The following is a 19,006-nucleotide window of genomic DNA, read 5'->3' as shown; positions in this document are numbered from 1 at the left end:
GAGTAGTGAATAGTGAGCCGATTTGCGAGTCCTCGCCTCGGGGAAAGCTCTGGCCTTCAACCGATCTATGCGCGCTCGGCCAAATCCATAACTACTGACTACCGACTACTCCCTACTCACTCACCGCACCTTCACGTCCAACCGGCCTAGCAGCATCACCTTGGTCTTCTTGTCCACGAAGGCCGCCTCGATGGCCGTCCTGGTGATCTCTGCGAGCGCCTTGTCGTTCATGGCGAAATGCTCGGCCGCGATATCGTATTCGCGCTTCAGCGAGGTCCAGAAATAGGGCGGGTCGTCGGAGTTGAGCGTCACCTTGCAGCCGGCGGCGCGCAGCGCCGGAAAGGGATGGTCGGCGAAGCTGCCGAACACCTTCAGCGCGATGTTGGAGCCCGGGCAGCATTCCAGCACCACGCCCTCGGCGGCGATGCGTCGGACGAGATCCGGGTTTTCGATGGCGCGAACGCCATGGCCGATGCGTGACGGGCGGATGTGGTCGAGGGCCGCCTTGACACTTTCCCAGCCCATCAGCTCGCCGGCATGGATGGTGATGCCGAGGCCCGCTTCGCGCGCGATCTCGAAGGCGCGCACATAGTCCTCGAAATCGCCGATGCGCTCGTCGCCGGCGACGCCGAAGCCGGTCACCAGCGGATGGCCGCAGCGCGCCGCGAAGCGCGCCGCCTGCTCGATCGCCTCGACCCCGACATGGCGCACGCCGGTGACGATCATGCGGCCCTCGATACCGGTCTTGGCCTTGGCGCGCGTCATGCCTTCGCCCAGCGCGTCCGTATAGGCTTTCGGCGACAGCCCGGCCTTTTTGGCATGGTCCGGCGAGGTGAAAACCTCGGAATAGATGGCGCCGTCGCGGGCGAGGCTGGTCAGGTAATAGTCGGCGAGGCGCGCATAGTCCTCTTCGGTGCGAAACAGGTCGGAAGCGAAATCGTAGGCGGCCAGAAACGAGGTAAAATCGTGCCAGACGAAGGAGCCTTCCTGGATATAGGGGGAAGGGTCCTTGCCATATTTGCGGGCCTGGCTGACGACGAGCTCGGGCGCCGCCGCCCCTTCGATGTGGCAATGCAGTTCGGCCTTCAAGATCATGCGGTCATCTCGTCCGATATGCTGCTCTCGCGCAGATTCTGGCCGGAAAATCATGCGTGACCTTTCCCTGCCGGGTTTTGAAGGCGCGGCCGAAAACCGCGCCTTGGACAATAGCGTCGGCACCATCGATCGGCTATGGTCCCGCCGGTTTTATGACGGATCAAAATAATGTCAGTTGAGAGAACCACGGCCGCGGGCGGCATGGAAACCTCCTATGGTTTCAGGAGGGTCGGGGAAGGCGAGAAGCAGCCCCTCGTCAACGACGTCTTCCACAAGGTGGCCAATCGATACGATCTGATGAACGATCTGATGTCGGCTGGGTTGCATCGGTTGTGGAAGGACGCGATGGTCGCCTGGCTGAACCCTCCCAAAAAGGTGGGTTGGAGGGTGCTCGACGTCGCCGGGGGCACCGGCGATATCGCCTTCCGCATCGTCGAGGCCAGTCAGCGACAGGCCCATGCCACAGTGCTCGACATCAATGGCTCGATGCTGGCCGTCGGCCGCGACCGCGCCGAGAAGCAGGGCCTTGCGGCAAACACCGACTTTGTCGAGGCCAATGCCGAGGAATTGCCTTTCGAGGATGGGTCCTTCGACGCCTATACGATCGGGTTCGGCATTCGCAACGTGCCGCGCATCGAAGTCGCCCTTGGTGAAGCCTATCGCGTGCTGAAGCGGGGCGGGCGGTTGCTGTGCCTCGAATTCTCCGAGGTCGACATGCCGCTGCTCGACAAGGCCTATGAAGCCTGGTCGTTCAATGCGATCCCCAAGATCGGCAAGGCGGTCACCGGCGATGACGAGCCCTATTCCTACCTTGTCGAATCCATCCGCAAATTCCCCAACCAGCAGAACTTCGCGGCGATGATTAGCCGCGCCGGCTTCGACCGCGTCACGTTCCGCAACTATTCGGGCGGCATCGCCGCCCTTCATTCCGGCTGGAAGCTTTGAGGCGCGGCCCCTTGCAGCAGGCCCCTTTGACACAGGCAGGGCTATGAGCAGCGTCGCCGCCGCCTTTCGGCTCGCCAGGGCCGGCTGGGTGCTGGTCCGCGAGGGCGTCGTCGCGGCGTTGCCTGGCGAAGAACTGTCCGGCATGCCGAAATTCGGCTGGCGCGTGGCGCGGCTTTTTACCCGCCGCCGGGCACTGAGCTATCAGCGCGGCGACCGGCTGGCGCGAGCGGTGGTGCGGCTTGGACCCTCCTACGTCAAGCTCGGCCAGTTCCTGGCGACGCGGCCCGATGTCGTCGGCAACGACATGGCGCTCGACCTCGCGCTGCTGCAGGACAAGATGCACACCTTCCCGAAAGCAGAAGCGGTCCATGCGATCGAAGCCTCGCTCGGGCGCAGGATCGACGATCTCTATGCCAGCTTCGGGGATCCCGTTGCCGCCGCCTCGATCGCGCAGGTGCATGGCGCCGACGTGGCTCGTGACGGAACGACGTCGCGCGTCGCAGTGAAGGTGATCCGGCCCGGCGTGCGGCGCCGCTTCTTCCAGGATCTCGAAAGCTATTTCCTCGCGGCCCACCTGCAGGAGAGATACATCCCCTCGTCGCGCCGGCTGCGTCCGGTCGAGGTGACCCAGACGCTGGCGCAGACCACCAAGGTCGAGATGGACTTGAGGCTCGAGGCGGCCGCACTTTCGGAACTCGGCGAGAACACCAAGGACGATCCGGGCTTTCGCGTGCCTGCGGTTGATTGGGAGCGCACCGGCCGCGACGTGCTCACCATGGAGTGGATCGACGGCACCAAGATGAACGACATCGCCGGCCTTGCCAATGCCGGTCATAACCTCAAGGCGATCGCCGCCAATCTGGTCCAGTCGTTCCTCAGGCACACGTTGCGCGACGGCTTTTTTCACGCCGACATGCATCCGGGCAACCTGTTCGTCGAAGCCAACGGCACCATCGTCGCCGTCGATCTCGGCATTGCAGGCCGGCTCGGCAAGAAGGAGCGGCGCTTCCTCGCCGAAATCCTCTACGGCTTCATCGTGCGTGACTATCAGCGCGTCGCTGAGGTGCATTTCGAGGCAGGCTATGTACCGCGTCAGCACAATGTCTCGGCCTTCGCGCAGGCGATCCGCGCCATCGGCGAGCCGATCCACGGCCAGTCGGCCGAGACCATTTCGATGGCGAAGTTGCTGACGCTGCTGTTCGAAGTCACCGAGCTGTTCGATATGGCGACGCGGACAGAGTTGGTGCTTTTGCAAAAGACCATGGTGGTAGTCGAAGGCGTCGCCCGCACGCTCGATCCGGCTTTCAACATGTGGAAGACTTCCGAGCCTGTGGTCAGCGACTGGATCGCGGGCAATCTCGGCCCGCGCGGCATGCTCACCGACGCGCGCGACGGCGCCAAGGCGCTATTGACGCTGGCACGGCAGGCGCCGGACCTTGCCGCCCGTACCGACCGGCTGTCGCGCGAGATCGACCTGATGGCCGAGAACGGCCTGCGCTTCGACGAAGCGACGGCCCGCGCCATCGGCAAGGCCGAAGCGCGCCACACCCGCTCCGGCCGCGTGGCGCTATGGGTGATCGCGCTGACGCTGATCTACATCGCCTGGAAATTGCTGTGATCGTATCAAATGACAGCAATGCAAGCATTGCTGTCATTGAAAGCAGCTCTTTTATGTCCTACCTTGCAGGGTAAGGAGCAGAGATATGGGCACACTTACGATCCGCAATCTCGATGACAGCGTGAAGCAAAAACTACGTGAGCGAGCTGCAGTAAGAGGAGTCTCGATGGAGGAGGAAGCGCGTAGTGTTCTCGCCAAGAGCGTTTTGTCGGACGGGTCGGGTTATGATGTGCACGGCGAGTCACTTTACGCAGCGATTCGTCGGCTAGTTGAGCCTCATGGCGGCTTCGATATTGAACTGCCGGAGCGTGGCCCCGCGCGCGAGCCGCCAAAATTCGATTGACCATGTTCGTGCTGGATACGAACGTTATTTCGGAAACTTTCAAGCCGCAGCCAGATGCGGGAGTAGCCGCTTGGATGGAAAGTTCGTTTGGGAGGCGCTCTTACGTCACGGCGATGACCAAAGCGGAACTGCTCGTAGTCCTGGCAAATATGCCGGATGGGAAGCGTAAGGCTGCTCTGGGTAGTGTGATCGGGGCGTTTTTCACGATGAAGCTCAAGACCCCTGTGCTTGCGTTCGGAGATCGTGAGGCTGAGGCGTACGCAGAGATTGTTTCGAAGAGACGGGTTCTGGGGCATCCTATTCGTGAATTTGACGCGCAGATCGCCTCGGTTGCTCTCTGTCGGAGTTTTGCTGTGGTGACAAGGAATGTGGCCGACTTTGTTGATTGTGGCATTAACATAGTCAATCCTTGGGAGGGAGCATGACTCTCTCCGGCAAGCGCATCCTGCTCATCATCGGCGGCGGCATCGCCGCCTACAAGGCGCTCGACCTCATCCGGCGGCTGCGCGAGCGTGGCGCGTCGGTGCGGGTGGTGATGACGTCGGCCGCGCAGGAATTCGTCACCACGCTGTCGGTCGGCGCGCTTTCGGCCGATCATGTCTTCACCGAGCTGTTCGACCGCAAGGACGAGCACGATGTCGGCCATATAAGGCTGTCGCGCGAAGCCGATTTGCTGGTGGTGGCGCCGGCCACCGCCGATTTGATGGCGAAGCTCGCCAATGGCCATGCCAACGACCTTGCCTCGACGGTGCTTCTTGCCACCGACAAGAAGGTGCTGATGGCGCCGGCGATGAATCCGAAAATGTGGGCGCATGCTGCCACGCGCCGCAACCGGGCGACTTTGCTGAAGGACGGCATCGCCTTTGTCGGTCCCGCCAAGGGCGAGATGGCGGAAAGCAACGAAGCGGGTGAGGGCCGCATGGCCGAACCGCTGGAGATCGCCGCCGCGATCGAAGCCATGCTCGACGAGAAGCCGAAGCCGCTTGCCGGCCGCAGGATCATCGTCACCTCCGGGCCGACGCATGAGCCGATCGACCCGGTGCGCTACATCGCCAATCGCTCCTCGGGCAAGCAGGGCCATGCGATAGCGGCCGCGCTGGCGAAGCTCGGCGCCGATGTGCGGCTGGTTTCCGGTCCGGTCACCATCGCCGATCCGGCCGGCGTCGCGACCACCCATGTCGAAACAGCTGCCCAGATGAAGGACGCGGTCGAGCGCCTGCTGCCGGCGGATGCCGCCGTGTTCGTCGCGGCGGTCGCCGACTGGCGCACCGCCAACGCCGCCGGCGAGAAGATCAAGAAGGTGGCTGGCGAGGGGCCGCCTTCGCTGCAGATGGTCGAGAACCCCGACATCCTGGCCGGCATCGGCCATCACGCGCAGCGGCCGGGCCTCGTCGTCGGCTTCGCCGCCGAGACGCAGGATCTGATCGCCAATGCCGAGGCCAAGCTCAAGAAAAAGGGCGCGGACTTCATCGTCGCCAACGACGTTTCGCATGAAAGCGGCATCGCGCCGACCGGCGTGATGGGCGGCGACCGCAACAAGGTGCGCATCGTCTCCAGGACCGGTGTCGAGGAATGGCCGGAAATGGGCAAGGACGAGGTGGCGGCGCGTCTCGCCGCGCTGATTGCGGAACGGCTGCAGCAAACTGTCGTGGTCTGAGCGGCAAGCCCGCGTTTCGGTTGTTGCCGTTGCCGGTATCAACCCGCCGCAAGTCGCGGCCGGTTCGCTGTGGAGAAGATCCTCAGCGCCGCCAGGCAGCCGAACACGCCGAGCGGCACGAAGGCCAGGTACAGCCAACTGGCGACGGAAGCGGCCGCTTCCCGGTTCAGCCCTTCGGAGAAGCCGCTGGCATTGGCGATGATGCCGGCAAGCGCGGCGCCGACGGCATAGCCGATGCGCTGCATGGTCGGCACCGCGGCCGAGGCGATGGTTTGCTCGTCCGGCGCCGCCGACGCCACGATGATGCGGGTCAGGAACGGCCACGCGATACCGAAGCCGCCACCCTGCAAAAGGGCGCAGAGCAGGATCAGCGGGATCGAGCCGGCAGGGATCGTATAGGCGAAGCCGGCAATGCCGCATGCAATCATCAGCGCGCCGACGAGGATGATCGAGCGTTCACGTTCCGGCGGGGCATTGGCGACGAGGATCGACAGGATCGACCATGAGATCGACTCGGCGGCGATGATGTAGCCGCTGGTGAGCAGAGGTATGTCGTGCAGCGTGGTCAGAAGCAGCGGCCCGTATATGCCGAAGGAACAGGTCGCCACCGAAAAGGCGGCGACCATGGTCATGCCGGTGCCGAGCGGCGCGCGCCATGAAAACAGATCTGACGGGAACAGGCGCGACCGGGGTCTCAGCCCATCGACCCGGACGAACAGCGCCAGGCCGATCAGGCCAAGGCAAAGCAGCAGCGACGAGCGCAGCAGGGCTATGTCGACGCCGGCGGTCGCGATCAGCACCACGCTGACGGCAAGGCAGGCGAGCGCGCCATAGGGGAAGGGCGGCGCGGCATCGGCCGAAGCCTGTGGACGCGACGCGCCGGCGGTGTTGAGAACGGTGAGGCTGGCAAGCGCAACCGCGATGCCGCCCAGCGTGAAGATGCCGACCGCCCAGCGCCAGGACAGAAGCTCGACCATGATCGCCCCGATCATCGGGCCGCTGAAGGCGGCGATGCCCCAGATCGCCGACATCACGCCGAAAAGCTGGGGCCAGATGCTGCGCGGAAAGAGCCGCTCGACGGAGACGAAGGCAAGCGACACCAGCGCGCCGCCGCCGAAGCCTTCGATCAGCCGCCCGGCGAGGAACTGGGTCATCGAGGGCGCGACGGCGCTCACCAGCGCGCCGGCCGCGTAGAGCGTAGCGGCGACCGCCATGTTGCTGCGCAGGCTGACATAGCTGACGAGCCGTCCGGCCGCGGCGCCGGCGGTGATGGCGCCAAGCTCGTAGATCGCCAGCGACCAGCCGACGAGCTGCACGCCGTCGAGTTCGCCGACCATCGCCGGCATCACCGTCGCCACCATCGTCTCGTTGGTGGCGTAAAGCAGGATGCCGAGATTGATGAAGCAGAACCGCGCCAGATCGCCGCTCGCCCACAGCGCCCGCCAATCCACCCTGTTGTTCGAATCCGCACTCAAAATCGCTCTCCCGATTGACGTCGGAAAGCTGTCTAGGACCTCAACCGCGGTTGAGCTCAAGCGAATTCTTCATGCCGTGACCGTGGCCAGATCCTTCGCCACAGCACGGTGAATGCACACCGGATATGTCCGGGAAATCAGCGAATGGGGTCCGGATCGGTTGTTTCGGATTCACGTCGGCAGCCATCGATGACGGGGTGGATGGTCCACTGGTTTTCCGGATCCTGCTGGGCTGCGACGGTCAGCGGCGAGCCGGCCGAATTCACGGCTTCGCACCAGCGGGCAGAGCTGCCGTCCGGAACTGGAGATTCATTCCAACTGCCGTTCCAGGTGCCGATCTTCTGACAGTGCTTGATCGGGTGGATCTCATTCCAGCCTTCGTGGGCGGAATCATAGACCCACGTCCCCTTGACGAACAGGATGTCGGCGCCTCGCCTTGTCGGATCATTGACGTGAAGGTCGCCGAGATTTTCGTCGATATCGGTTGGATTGGCTGTGTCGAGAATCCCCACGATGCCCCCGACCAGGACAATCGCGGCCGCGATGACCGTCAGGATCGCACATGCGATCCAACCGAAGAAGGGAATGGCGCAAGCCACCGCCGCGGCGGTGGCCACGGGGATCGCGGCAAGGCATGCGATCATCAGATCGTAGACGCCGGCTCCTTCGAATTCGCAGTGAAGCACCGCGGTAGGGTCGTCGTTGGCCCACTGACGAGCCTCCAGTCCCTGCCAATCGAGGCCCGCATTCTTGATCGCGGGCGTGTTGGCGATCAGCCGCCCGAACGGCGGGATCTTCTCGGCCTCGGCCTGCGGCGTGAATTCGAAGACGTTTCCCGGAACCAGATTGAGGCTGTAGTCGGTGTCGAAGCGATCGAGACCGGACTTCTCCTGGGACGGATCGATCTTGAGCAGCCAGCCGACTGCGCACTCGTCGCCGCCGAGGCAGATCAGCCGATCGTAGAGCCACCAGCGGCAGTATGCGAGGATGGCCGCGAGCGCGACCAGCATGACCGCCGGTCCGGCAACGACGCCGACCAGGATCAGCGGAAGCGCAACCACGGCAGCGGCAATGATCACCTGTGCATATTGCTTGCCGATATGATTTCCGACCGAAATGCATTTTGTGTGGTGCCGGTAAGCCATGACGGTTCCTACCGTTCGACATAAAGCGTCACGCCGCCGGCAAGTCCGCGCGCCGAGAAGGCATGGACGTTGACCGCCTTGCGGCCGGTGAAGCCGGCAGGTGGCTCGACATTGACGGCGACGGAAATCTCTTCCCCGGGACCGAGGGCGGCTTGCGCCGGGTCGAAGGTGACAAGCCAACCGGCAGGGATGGGATGTGCCCGTCGGGTATGGCCGGCAGGCACTGCCGCTATGGTGCCGGGAAAGGTGCGCAACGGCCGGCGGGAGGGCCTCGGGCGGGGCCGCTCGCCGCAGACCGGCATTTCAGGCAATGCATAGGTGTCAGCTTCAAGCCGAAACTCGGCCCTTTCCCGTTCGCCGTTGCGCAAACGGAATTCGAACTTTGCCGGGGAATGGGCGACGCCGACGGTGGTGTTGTCCTGCCCGAGGTTGTTGTTGGGGTTCACGTCGTCCAGCCAGTCGAGCAGCACCTGGATGCAGTAATGACCCGGCTCGGCCGGCGTGCGCCATTTGACCGAAGCAAAGGCCGGATGATTTGCGCCGCCTTTGACTCCGAGATCGGTCTTTGTCTCGTCTATCCAGGTCGAGGTGGTCCCGATGCCGAAACTCAGATAGGAGAACTTCACTGGCAGGTCGACGACCGGCGCCTCGGTCGAGTTGTTCCAGATGCGCGCAACGACCTCATATTCGGTATCTGGCTCCAGCATATGCGGCGGTACGGTGACGCCACCGCGCTTGATCTCGATATCCGGATTGTCCCAGGTGACAGCCAGGCCCTGGCCCATCAAATAATACTGAGCGTAGATCAAAGGGTCTGGCCGCCTGTAGGCGGGATCGCTGATCTTGACGCAGCGTTGCGGCCCGCTCCGATCGAGCCGGCTGGGAAGCTTGGCTCTTTCGCACATCAACCTGATGAGCGCGCAAATCTGCCCGGCTATCCGGCGCAGATTGACTGGCCAATGCCTGAAGGCGTCAACGATCGCCTTCAGAAATTCCAGTATTTTGGGGACCGGTGTCACGGCCTGTCTCGGGCCGTCAGCGTCGTTGCCGACGCATATAGAACCAGATCGCAGCGACTAGGAACGGAGCAAGGATCAAAAGAAGTTCGAAAGATCCTGAACCACCGTCAGGCGAAAAGCCGAATAACTTCTCGATGAAATCCACCACAGCCTCCCCGGCCTGCAACAAGAATTGCAGTTAACGATGTCTTTGCATCTGTTGGGAGGCTGCCCCTCTGCCGGCGATTGCCACCAACACCTCGGCTTGATAACACAACATAAGCAAAGCTGCCACACGCAATTGGCATTCTCGCGGGCGCTTGTGTTTCCAACTATGTTCGGGGGCTCCCTATATGCGAAGGCCGCGCCCTTTGTAGGGGGCGCGGCCTGCGGAGTGCCGTGGTTCTGCGGCGGCTATTTGTAGGAGTGGACGAGATCCAGCGAGGCCACCGCGACGGCCAGGTTGAGGCCGGTCTGTGCCTGGACGCTGAGCGGCTCCAGCATGAAGGCGCCGTCAAGGCCGCCGACCAGGAGGTTGGCGCCGCCGCCGGTCACGACGCTCGCCTCGGCGTTGACGCCGTAATAGCTGCCGGCGAGGTCGCCCGCGTCGTGATGACGCGTGGCGGCAAGCACCGCCCAGACGAGCTGGCCCTGATGCGTCTGGCCGAGGTCGACGCCGAGCTTGGAGATCATGCCGGTGTACTGCTCGGCTGGACCGTGATGATAGGGGCGGAAGGTGCAGGAGACGCCCTTGTTCGACGTGATGACGTAGCCGACGCCGCCGTCGATCGTGCAATCGAGCGTACCGAGCCGGAGCGTGCCGGCGCTGACCGGAGAAGCGAGGACCGTGGCGGCAAGCGCGGCAGCGGCACAGGCAAGTGTTTTGATCATTGGAAAGGTCCTTTCGCGAAAATCTTGGCCCCGGCTTAAACGATCGAGGTGCACGGAGCGTTCCGCCGAAAACTTGGCGCGAACATGGCAAGGATTAACGCATTGGACTGGGCGGTTAACGGATCGCTATCGGCGTCTGCGCGGCGCAACACTGCGCTCGCAGGCGGACCCGTAAGTCGTGCAAGATACCTTATTTTCGGCGCCAGCTTCCGATCAGCTGGCGTTGCCACCGGTGCGCGACAGGCCGTCCTTGGCCGGCTGATAGCTGGGGTCGAGGTGGATGGCCTCGCGGTAGGACTTGGCTGCCCTTCCCTTTTCGCCGCGCTTTTCGTAGATCAGCGCCTGGTTGGCCCAGGCCTCGGCGTTCTTGCCGTCGAGCTTGATGGCCATGTTGAAGTCGGAGAAGGCGTTGTCCTCGTCGCCCGTCGCCAGATAGGAGAGGCCGCGGCCGTTGTACGGCTCGGCGGCGTCGGGCGCCAGCGAGATGGCGGTCGAGAAATCCTCGATGGCGAATTTGTGTTGGCCCTGGCTCTGATAGATCAGGCCGCGATTGTGGTAGGCGCGGGCATCGGTGGTGTCGAGCTGGATCGCCTTCTGGAAGTCGTTGAAGGCATCCTGGGTGCGGCCCGCCTTGCGGTAGAGATTGCCGCGGCCGATATAGGCGGCGTCGTAGTTGGCGTTGATCTGGATCGAGCGGTTGTAGTCGGCCAAAGCGGCTTCCTGATTGCCGAGGAAGCGCTGGATCAGCGCGCGGTTCGAATAGGCCTGGTAGAAGTTCGGGTTGAGCTGGATCGCCTGGTTGAAGTCCTTGAGCGCAGCCTGGTACTGGCCGCCGCGGCCATAGGCCGAGCCCCGCACGTTATAGCCCTCGGGATCCTGCGGATTGCGCTGGATGACCGCCGAAAGCGAGGAGATGTTCTCGCTCGACCCTTGCGCCTTGTCGATCGAGTTGAACTCACCCGTCGGGGTCGTCTGGCATGCTGCAAGCGTCAGACCCGAAAGCAGGGCCGCCGTCAGGGCGAAGCCGCGAAAAGCGGTTTTGCGCTCCACGGAAATTGCGTTCATCTTTGTCCTCACTGCCGCAGCGCCGTCAGTCCGTTCCCTCTCCGAACCGGCTCCTATGCATAAACAAAAAGGTGGCGGCGATTCCGCATCGCGCCACCCTCGGTATCCTTCGAAAAGGACGAAAAATAGGCGTTATGAGCGCGGCGAGCGCGATGCGCCGGCAGCACCAGCCGGAGCCGGGCGCGGGGTCATCGGCAGCAGGCCTTCGCGCTGGGCGCGCTTGCGGGCCAGCTTGCGGGCGCGGCGCACGGCCTCGGCCTTCTCGCGGGCACGCTTCTCGGACGGCTTCTCGTAGTGACCGCGCATCTTCATTTCGCGGAAAATACCTTCGCGCTGCATTTTCTTCTTCAGCGCGCGAAGCGCCTGATCAACGTTGTTGTCGCGGACGAGTACCTGCACGGGCAATCCTGTCTTCGGGTTTGATATCGATAGGCATACAGCCATAGCCGCCATGCCTCCGCGGCGGGTTGCACCGCGAATTGTGGGCGGCTGATAGCAGAATCATGCTGCACTGTCCACCGCTGATTGCAGGAAACCGCGATCAAAATCCCGCGTGTCCCGGCGTGACGGCCGAAGCACTATGCGGTCGCCAGATGCAGGCGGGCGAAATCCTCGAAAAACTCGCCGTAATCGCAGGTGATTTCCTCGCCGGCGGCAATGTCGCGAATGGCGGTGGCGCCGCCATATTGCGAGAAATCCGTGTTCGGCCGCTCGGAATGGTTCATGAAGCGGCCATTGTCGACCTCGTAGACCATGAAGCCCGGCTTGTCCGGGCTCGGATAGGCGTAGCGGTCGAGCAGTTCCTTGAGATGCGCGGGAGCGGTCTCGTATTTCTCCATCGGGACCAGCCGGTCGAAATCGGGATCGAGCCGCCAGATCGAGGCGCCTCTCCTGATCGGCTCGGCGGCGAAAACGCCGACGCCTTCGATGGCGCTCTGGGCGACATAGGTTCTGATCAGCAGCATCGTTCCGGTCCGTTTTTCGACGGGAACGAAAATCGTCAAAACAGACCGGAATGCAAGGGTGCAGTCGCAAGATTTTAGCGGATGAGCATGTCTGCCGTCGGCCAAACGGATCACGTCCGGTTGATTGACACGCCGCCATCGGCAAACAGCGCGGTTCCGGTGGTGAAACTCGAAGCATCCGAGGCGAGATAAAGCGCCGAGCGGGCAATCTCTCCCGGTTGCGCCATGCGCTTCAAGGCATGGATGCCTTCGACGAAGGCGCGGGCCTCCGGTGTCGTGGTCGTGGCGCCGGGAGTGTCGGTGCCGCCGGGCAGCAGCGCGTTGACGCGCAATCCCCTCGGCCCGTATTCGGCGGCCAGCACCTGCGTCAGGCCGATCAGGCCGGCCTTGGCGGCGGCATAGGCCGCCATGCCAGGCATGCCGGCGGTGTAGCCGACGAAGCTCGAGGTGAAGATCAGCGAGCTGCCGCCGCGCTCCAGCATAGCCGGAATCTGATGCTTCGCGGCGAGATAAGCGCTGGTCAGGTTGGTGTCGATCGTCTCCTGCCAGGTGGCCGGCGCCATGTCGGTCACCGGTCCCATCACGCCGACGGCGCCGGCATTGTTGAAGGCGATGTCGAGGCCGCCGAACCTTTCGACCGCGAGGTCGACGAGCGCCTTCGCGTGGGCCTCGTCCCTCACATCGCCGGCAAGCTTAACCGCTGTGCCGCCGGCATCCTCGATCTCGCCGACGAGCGCGTCGAGTTCGGCCTGCCGGCGCGCCGCGACGACGAGGCTCGCGCCCTGGTCGGCGAACAGTCTGGCTGTGGCGCGGCCGATACCAGAGCTGGCGCCCGTCACGATGGCGACCTTGTTTGTCAGGGTGAACATGTCCTTGCATCCTTCCTTGTGCCTGGCTTGCCGGCGGTTGGATGCTTGGTCGCAAATCGGTATGAATGCAGCCACCCGAAAGCTGCCTTGCCATCGGCGCGCGGGCATTACGCGGCACGGGCGCAAAACGGCAAGTGCCGTCGCAAACAGCGCAAGGATGACAGCGCGGTTTCGCTAGTGATACACCTCGCGCGCCGAGGCGGGGATGCCCGGCCGCAAATCCGCGAAAGCTACTGGCGCGAGGCCTGACACGTGAAGAAATACTCGGTATTCGCCATTGCCCGCGAGGCCATGCGCGGTCACAAGGGCTGGGAAGAGCAGTGGACGTCGCCCGAGCCGAAGAAGGAATACGACGTCATCATCGTCGGTGCCGGCGGGCATGGCCTGGCGACGGCCTATTATCTGGCGAGCGAGCACGGCATCACCAATATCGCGGTGCTGGAAAAGGGCTGGCTCGGCGGCGGCAACACCGGCCGCAACACCACCATCATCCGCTCCAACTACCTCTATGACGAAAGCGCCGGCATCTACGATCATGCGCTGAAGCTGTGGGATGGGCTGAGCCAGGAGCTCAACTACAACGTCATGTATTCGGCGCGCGGCGTGATGATGCTGGCGCACAACGTCCACGACGTCCAGGTGTTCAAGCGCCACATCCATGCCAACCGCCTCAACGGCATCGACAATGAATGGCTGACGCCGGAGCAGGCGAAGGAATTCTGTCCGCCGCTCAACATCTCCAAGGACGCGCGCTATCCGGTGATGGGTGCCGCGCTGCAGCGGCGCGGCGGCACGGCGCGCCACGATGCGGTCGCCTGGGGCTATGCGCGCGGCGCCTCGGCGCGCGGCGTGCACATCATCCAGAACTGCGAGGTCACCGGCATCAAGCGCGCGGCAAATGGCGCGGTCAGCGGCGTGGAGACGACGCGCGGCTTCATCGGCGCCAAGAAGGTCGGCGTGGTCGCGGCCGGTCATTCCTCCGTTATCATGAACATGGCCGGCGTGCGCATGCCGCTCGAAAGCTATCCGCTGCAGGCGCTGGTGTCGGAGCCGATCAAGCCGGTCGTGCCCTGCGTGGTGATGTCGAACACCGTGCACGCCTATATCTCGCAGTCGGACAAGGGCGAGCTGGTGATCGGCGCCGGCACCGACCAGTACGTCTCCTATTCGCAGACCGGCGGCCTGCACATATTGCAGCATACGCTCGACGCCATCTGCGAGATGTTCCCGATTTTCACCCGCATGAAGATGCTGCGCTCCTGGGGCGGCATCGTCGACGTGACGCCCGACCGCTCGCCGATCCTGGCGAAGACGCCGGTCCAGGGCCTCTACGTCAACTGCGGCTGGGGCACGGGCGGCTTCAAGGCGACGCCCGGCTCGGGCAACGTCTTCGCGCACACGATCGCCAAGGACGAGCCGCATCCGATCAACGCGCCCTTCACGCTCGAGCGGTTCCGCACGGGCCGCCTCATCGACGAGGCCGCCGCGGCCGCGGTGGCGCACTGATGATGGCTCAGTCGCTTTGCTTTCACTCGGCCGGTGCGCGCGCCGGTCACGGCAAGTTTTAGGATCACCCAGATGCTTCTCATCCGCTGTCCCTATTGCGAGGAAGAGCGCCCGGAACTCGAGTTCCGCAATGCCGGCGAGGCGCATGTCGTGCGCTCAGCCAACATTGCCAGCGAGAGCGACGACGATTTCGAGAAATTCTTCTTCATCCGCGCCAATCCGAAGGGCGTCATCTATGAGCGCTGGCGGCACATCCATGGCTGCGCGCGCTTCTTCAACGCCGTCCGTGACACCGTCACCGACAAGTTCGTCATGACCTACAAGGCCGGCGAACCGAAGCCGGCGAAACTGCCTGGAGCCACGAAATGAGCGCCGCATTCCGTATCTCCGGCGCCGGTCGCCTCAGCCAGGCGAAGACCGCATCGTTCAGCTTCGACGGCCAGGCCTATTCCGGCATCGAGGGCGATACGCTGGCCTCGGCGCTGCTTGCCAACGGCGTGCATCTGGTCGGGCGCTCGTTCAAATATCACCGGCCGCGCGGCTTCCTCTCGGCCGGCGCGGAAGAGCCCAACGCGCTGGTGCAGATCGTGCGGGACGATGCGCGCAAGACGCCGAATGTGCGCGCCACCGTGCAGGAGCTCTATGACGGGCTGACGGCCAATTCGCAGAACCGCTGGCCGTCGCTTGCCTTCGACGTCGGCGCCGTCAACGACATCGCCTCGCCGATGTTCTCGGCGGGCTTCTACTACAAGACCTTCATGTGGCCGAAGTGGGCCTGGAAGGATCTCTACGAGCCGAAGATCCGCGCTGCCGCCGGCCTTGGTGTTTCTCCCGAGAAGCCGGATCCGGACCATTATGCCGCCCGCTACGCGCATTGCGAGGTGCTGGTGCTGGGCGGCGGCGCCGCCGGCATTGTAGCTGCCCTTGCCGCCGCCGAAACGGGCGTGCGGGTGATCCTCGCCGACGAGCAGGCCGAATTCGGCGGCAGCCTGCGTTTCGAGAGCGGCGCCAGGATCGACGGCCAGGACGGCTATGCATGGGCTCAAGGCGCGATCGCCAGGCTCAAGGCGATGGACAATGTGCGCGTGCTGTCGCGCACGACTGCTTTTGGGTACTACGCGCAGAACTTCGTCGGCCTGGTCGAGCGGGTCAGCGACCATCTCAAGAGCCCTGGACGCGAGCTGGCGCGCGAGCGCTTGTGGCAGGTCCGCACCAAGCGCGTCGTCATCGCCACCGGCGCCATCGAGCGCCACATGGTGTTCGCCAACAACGACCGTCCGGGCGTCATGCTGGCTTCGGCGGCGCGCACCTACCTCAACCATTATGGCGTCGCGGTCGGCAGGAATGTCGGCGTCTATACGGCGAACGATTCCGCTTACGCCGCCGCGATCGACCTCAAGAAGGCGGGCGTCAATGTCGCGGCGATCGTCGACCTGCGCGACAATCCCGCCGGCCCGGTGATCGACGAGGCGAGGGCGCTCGGCATTGAGATCAATTTCGGCCGCGCCGTGGTCAGCGCCGGCGGCAAATTGCGCGTGTCCTCGATGACGGTGCAGCCGAAGAATGGCGGCGGCGAACGAACGATCCCGGTCGACGCGATCCTGATGTCGGCAGGCTGGACGCCGTCGGTGCATCTGTTCTCGCAGTCGCGCGGCAAGGTCGCCTTCAACGACGAGACCAAGCGCTTCGTGCCCGGCACCTATGCGCAGGACTGCGTCTCGGTCGGTGCCTGCAACGGCACGGACGGGCTGGACGCGACGGTCGACGAGGCCTATGCGGCCGGCGCCAAGGCGGCGAAGGACGCCGGCGGCAGCGCCAGGAAGAGCGCCAAGCCGAAGGTCGATGTCGGCGAGAGCTGGTCGCGCGGCATGCTGGGCGCCGGGCCCGGCGCCGGGTCGGGCACAACGGTCAAGGCCTTCGTCGATTTCCAGAACGACGTCACCGCCAAGGACATCCGCCAGGCGGTGCATGAAGGCATGCACTCGATCGAGCACGTCAAGCGCTTCACCACCAACGGCATGGCGACCGACCAGGGCAAGACGTCCAACATGCATGGCCTGGCGATCGCCGCCGAGGAACTCGGCAAGCCGATCCCGCAGGTCGGCCTCACCACGTTCCGCGCGCCCTATACGCCGGTGACGTTCGGCTCGATCGTCGGTCATGCGCGTGGCGCGCTGTTCGACCCGACCCGCCGCACGGCAACGCATGGCTGGGCTGCCTCGCAAGGTGCTGTGTTCGAGGATGTCGGCCACTGGAAGCGCGCCTGGTATTTCCCCAAGCCCGGCGAGGACATGCACGCCGCCGTCGACCGGGAATGCGTGACGGTGCGAAAAGTGGGCGGCCTGTTCGACGCCTCGACGCTTGGCAAGATCGAGGTGGTCGGGCCGGATGCGGCGAAGTTCATGGAGCTGCTCTACACCAACCCGTGGGAGAAGCTGGAAACCGGCCGCTGCCGCTACGGCATCATGCTGCGCGAGGACGGCTTCATCTATGATGACGGCGTCGTCGGCAGGCTGGCGCCCGACCGCTTCCATGTGACGACGACGACCGGCGGCGCGCCGCGCGTCATGAACCACATGGAGGATTACCTCCAGACCGAGTTCCCGCATCTCAATGTCTGGCTGACCTCGATCACCGAACAGTGGGCGGTCATAGCCGTCCAAGGGCCGAAGTCGCGTGACATCATCGCGCCGCTGGTTGAAGGCATCGACATGTCGGACGAGGCGATGCCGCATATGTCGGTGCGCGAGGGCAAGATCTGCGGCGTGCCGACAAGGCTGTTCCGCATGTCCTTCACCGGCGAGCGCGGCTTCGAGGTTAACGTGCCGGCCGATTACGGCGAGGCGGTCTGGGAAGCGCTGTGGGCCGAAGGCCAGAAACATGGCGCGACTGCTTACGGCACCGAAGCGATGCACGTGCTGCGCGCCGAGAAGGGCTATATCATCGTCGGCCAGGACACGGACGGCACGGTGACGCCGAACGATGCCGGGCTCGACTGGGCGGTCGGCAAGAAGAAGACCGATTTCGTCGGCATTCGCGGCCTGACCCGGCCGGACCTCGTGGCCAAGGGCCGCAAGCAACTCGTGGGCCTGAAGACCAAGGATCCGAAGGTCGTGCTGGAAGAGGGCGCGCAGATCGTCGCCGACCCGAAGCAGCCGATCCCGATGAAGATGATCGGCCACGTCACCTCCAGCTATTGGTCGGAGAATTGCGGCCGCTCGATCGCCCTGGCGCTGGTCGCCGGCGGTCGCGACCGCATGGGGCAGACGCTCTACGTGCCGATGCCGAACGGCACGGTCGAGGTGGAGGTCACCGGCATGGTGTTCGTCGACGAGAAGGGAGAACGCCTCAATGGCTAAGGCCGCCGCCAAGACAAAAGCCGCTGCTGCCGCGCCTTCCGTCGAGCGCCGGCCGGCACTCGCCGGCCGCACAGTCTCGGCGCCGGGCGTAAAAGTGGAGATGCTGCCGCCGGCCGAACGCATCTCGCTGCGCGCGCCGCAGGCTTCGGTCGCAGCACTTTCCAAGGCGCTCGGTGTGACGCTGCCGGCCAAGCCGAAGACCTCGGCGACCAAGGACGGACGCATGGCGCTCTGGCTCGGGCCGGACGAATGGCTGATCATCGACGAGGCGGGCAACGATCCGTTCGCCGACTGCGCCAAGGTGACGGCGCTGCATTCGGCGGTCGGCATCTCGCACCGCAATGTCGCAATCTCGGTCACCGGGCCAGCGGCCTCGATGACGGTCAATTCGGGCTGTCCGCAGGACCTGTCGCTCGAGGCTTTCCCGGTGGGCGCTGCCTCGCGCACCATTCTCGGCAAATCCGAGATCGTGCTGTTGCGCACCGCGGCCGACGCGTTCCGTGTGGAGTGCTGGCGTTCCTTCGCGGACTATGTCTTTACTCTGCTGTCGGAAGCGGCGAGCGACGCGGCGAACTGATCTTTGCGCCACGCTATCCGAAGGGATGCGGCGTGGCAGGAACCATCGCCGATCCAGCCCGTTCTTGCGGCAAGAGCGGCTGGGTGTTTTATGACGCCCACCGCTCTAAATGTTTGCTCTGCCGCAGTTCCGGACGGAAAACCGCTGCGCACTTTTCCTGGAACTGCTTAGCGAGGGAGAAGCCGATGCCATCCAAATCCGCGCCGAAATCGCCCAGGAAGACTTCGGCCGTCCGCTCGCTCGAGCGTGAGAAGCATCGCCAGGTCGAGGACGAGGAACTCGAGGAAGGCCTCGAGGACACATTCCCAGCCAGCGATCCGGTGTCGATCACCAGCACCACCATTCCCGGCGCTCCCGCCAAAACCGGCAAGGCCAAGACGGTACCCGGGAGCAAGCCGCGCAAGAAATAGGTGCTGTCGCCGACCGTTTCAGTTGGCGCCATACAGGTGGATACGAAACGGGCGGCCGGATGCCGCCCGTTTCGATGTTGAGATCTTA

At 64.2% G+C, this 19,006-nt stretch carries 19 protein-coding genes; 10 read left to right on the top strand and 9 right to left on the bottom strand.

The window, feature by feature from the left end; genetic code table 11:
* Positions 1-120: 120 nt before the first annotated feature.
* On the bottom strand, positions 121-1,095 hold the full coding sequence (locus FJ414_RS06235) for an adenosine deaminase (protein ID WP_140642426.1): 975 nt from the start codon (positions 1,093-1,095) through the stop codon (positions 121-123).
* Between the two features lie 168 nt (positions 1,096-1,263).
* Here FJ414_RS06235 and ubiE point away from each other — a divergent pair, with 168 nt between their 5' ends.
* The 5 genes from ubiE (at position 1,264) to coaBC (ending at position 5,658) form a co-directional block, all read left to right on the top strand.
* The gene (gene ubiE, locus FJ414_RS06230; RefSeq protein WP_140642424.1) at positions 1,264-2,040 is read left to right on the top strand and encodes a bifunctional demethylmenaquinone methyltransferase/2-methoxy-6-polyprenyl-1,4-benzoquinol methylase UbiE; all 777 of its coding nucleotides are present in this window, start codon (positions 1,264-1,266) and stop codon (positions 2,038-2,040) included.
* A 43-nt stretch (positions 2,041-2,083) separates the two neighbouring features.
* Complete coding sequence (gene ubiB / locus FJ414_RS06225; protein WP_140642422.1) at positions 2,084-3,658, top strand: 2-polyprenylphenol 6-hydroxylase; 1,575 nt, start codon at positions 2,084-2,086, stop codon at positions 3,656-3,658.
* A gap of 85 nt (positions 3,659-3,743) precedes the next feature.
* Positions 3,744-4,001 carry a plasmid stabilization protein gene (locus FJ414_RS06220; RefSeq protein ID WP_140642420.1) on the top strand — a complete coding sequence of 86 codons (258 nt, stop codon included), beginning with the start codon at positions 3,744-3,746 and terminating at the stop codon, positions 3,999-4,001.
* Between the two features lie 2 nt (positions 4,002-4,003).
* Positions 4,004-4,426 (top strand): type II toxin-antitoxin system VapC family toxin, encoded by a 423-nt coding sequence (locus FJ414_RS06215; protein WP_140642418.1) that lies wholly within the window; start codon positions 4,004-4,006, stop codon positions 4,424-4,426.
* Entirely contained in the window at positions 4,423-5,658 is a 1,236-nt protein-coding gene (gene coaBC / locus FJ414_RS06210; protein ID WP_140642416.1) for a bifunctional phosphopantothenoylcysteine decarboxylase/phosphopantothenate--cysteine ligase CoaBC, read from the top strand. The genes FJ414_RS06215 and coaBC overlap by 4 nt, the downstream gene beginning before the upstream one ends.
* 38 nt (positions 5,659-5,696) lie before the next feature.
* Here coaBC and FJ414_RS06205 read toward each other — a convergent pair whose 3' ends face one another.
* The 8 genes from FJ414_RS06205 to FJ414_RS06170 form a co-directional block, all read right to left on the bottom strand.
* Positions 5,697-7,133, bottom strand: a complete 1,437-nt coding sequence (locus tag FJ414_RS06205; RefSeq protein ID WP_140642414.1) for an MFS transporter — start codon at positions 7,131-7,133, stop codon at positions 5,697-5,699.
* Between the two features lie 137 nt (positions 7,134-7,270).
* Entirely contained in the window at positions 7,271-8,143 is an 873-nt protein-coding gene (locus tag FJ414_RS06200) for a hypothetical protein (protein WP_181181539.1), read from the bottom strand.
* A 143-nt stretch (positions 8,144-8,286) separates the two neighbouring features.
* Complete coding sequence (locus FJ414_RS06195) at positions 8,287-9,087, bottom strand: hypothetical protein (protein ID WP_140642410.1); 801 nt, start codon at positions 9,085-9,087, stop codon at positions 8,287-8,289.
* Positions 9,088-9,690: 603 nt separating this feature from the next.
* Positions 9,691-10,167, bottom strand: coding sequence for a DUF992 domain-containing protein (locus FJ414_RS06190; RefSeq protein WP_140642408.1), 477 nt, complete (start codon positions 10,165-10,167; stop codon positions 9,691-9,693).
* A gap of 213 nt (positions 10,168-10,380) precedes the next feature.
* On the bottom strand, positions 10,381-11,232 hold the full coding sequence (locus FJ414_RS06185; RefSeq protein ID WP_140642406.1) for a tetratricopeptide repeat protein: 852 nt from the start codon (positions 11,230-11,232) through the stop codon (positions 10,381-10,383).
* 132 nt (positions 11,233-11,364) lie between these two features.
* Complete coding sequence (gene rpsU / locus FJ414_RS06180) at positions 11,365-11,631, bottom strand: 30S ribosomal protein S21 (RefSeq protein ID WP_027165252.1); 267 nt, start codon at positions 11,629-11,631, stop codon at positions 11,365-11,367.
* Positions 11,632-11,810: 179 nt separating this feature from the next.
* The gene (locus FJ414_RS06175) at positions 11,811-12,197 is read right to left on the bottom strand and encodes an SET domain-containing protein-lysine N-methyltransferase (protein WP_140642404.1); all 387 of its coding nucleotides are present in this window, start codon (positions 12,195-12,197) and stop codon (positions 11,811-11,813) included.
* A 110-nt stretch (positions 12,198-12,307) separates the two neighbouring features.
* Positions 12,308-13,066 carry an SDR family oxidoreductase gene (locus FJ414_RS06170; protein WP_140642402.1) on the bottom strand — a complete coding sequence of 253 codons (759 nt, stop codon included), beginning with the start codon at positions 13,064-13,066 and terminating at the stop codon, positions 12,308-12,310.
* 252 nt (positions 13,067-13,318) lie between these two features.
* Here FJ414_RS06170 and FJ414_RS06165 point away from each other — a divergent pair, with 252 nt between their 5' ends.
* The 5 genes from FJ414_RS06165 to FJ414_RS06145 all read left to right on the top strand — a co-directional run bounded on the left by FJ414_RS06165 (position 13,319) and on the right by FJ414_RS06145 (position 18,918).
* Positions 13,319-14,572: a sarcosine oxidase subunit beta gene (locus FJ414_RS06165; protein WP_140642400.1), complete on the top strand. Its 1,254-nt coding sequence runs from the start codon at positions 13,319-13,321 to the stop codon at positions 14,570-14,572.
* 72 nt (positions 14,573-14,644) lie between these two features.
* Entirely contained in the window at positions 14,645-14,941 is a 297-nt protein-coding gene (locus FJ414_RS06160) for a sarcosine oxidase subunit delta (RefSeq protein ID WP_140642398.1), read from the top strand.
* Positions 14,938-17,931: a sarcosine oxidase subunit alpha gene (locus tag FJ414_RS06155; RefSeq protein WP_140642396.1), complete on the top strand. Its 2,994-nt coding sequence runs from the start codon at positions 14,938-14,940 to the stop codon at positions 17,929-17,931. The genes FJ414_RS06160 and FJ414_RS06155 overlap by 4 nt, the downstream gene beginning before the upstream one ends.
* A complete protein-coding gene (locus FJ414_RS06150; RefSeq protein WP_140642394.1) occupies positions 17,924-18,508 on the top strand; it encodes a sarcosine oxidase subunit gamma in 585 nt (194 codons plus the stop codon). The genes FJ414_RS06155 and FJ414_RS06150 overlap by 8 nt, the downstream gene beginning before the upstream one ends.
* Positions 18,509-18,693: 185 nt before the next feature.
* A complete protein-coding gene (locus tag FJ414_RS06145) occupies positions 18,694-18,918 on the top strand; it encodes a hypothetical protein (RefSeq protein WP_140642392.1) in 225 nt (74 codons plus the stop codon).
* The last annotated feature ends 88 nt before the right edge of the window (positions 18,919-19,006 follow it).

Source organism: Mesorhizobium sp. B3-1-6, from assembly GCF_006439555.1.
GTDB lineage: Bacteria > Pseudomonadota > Alphaproteobacteria > Rhizobiales > Rhizobiaceae > Mesorhizobium.
The sequence above is the reverse complement of the archived record's forward strand: the minus strand, read 5'-3'. Positions and strand labels throughout refer to the sequence as shown.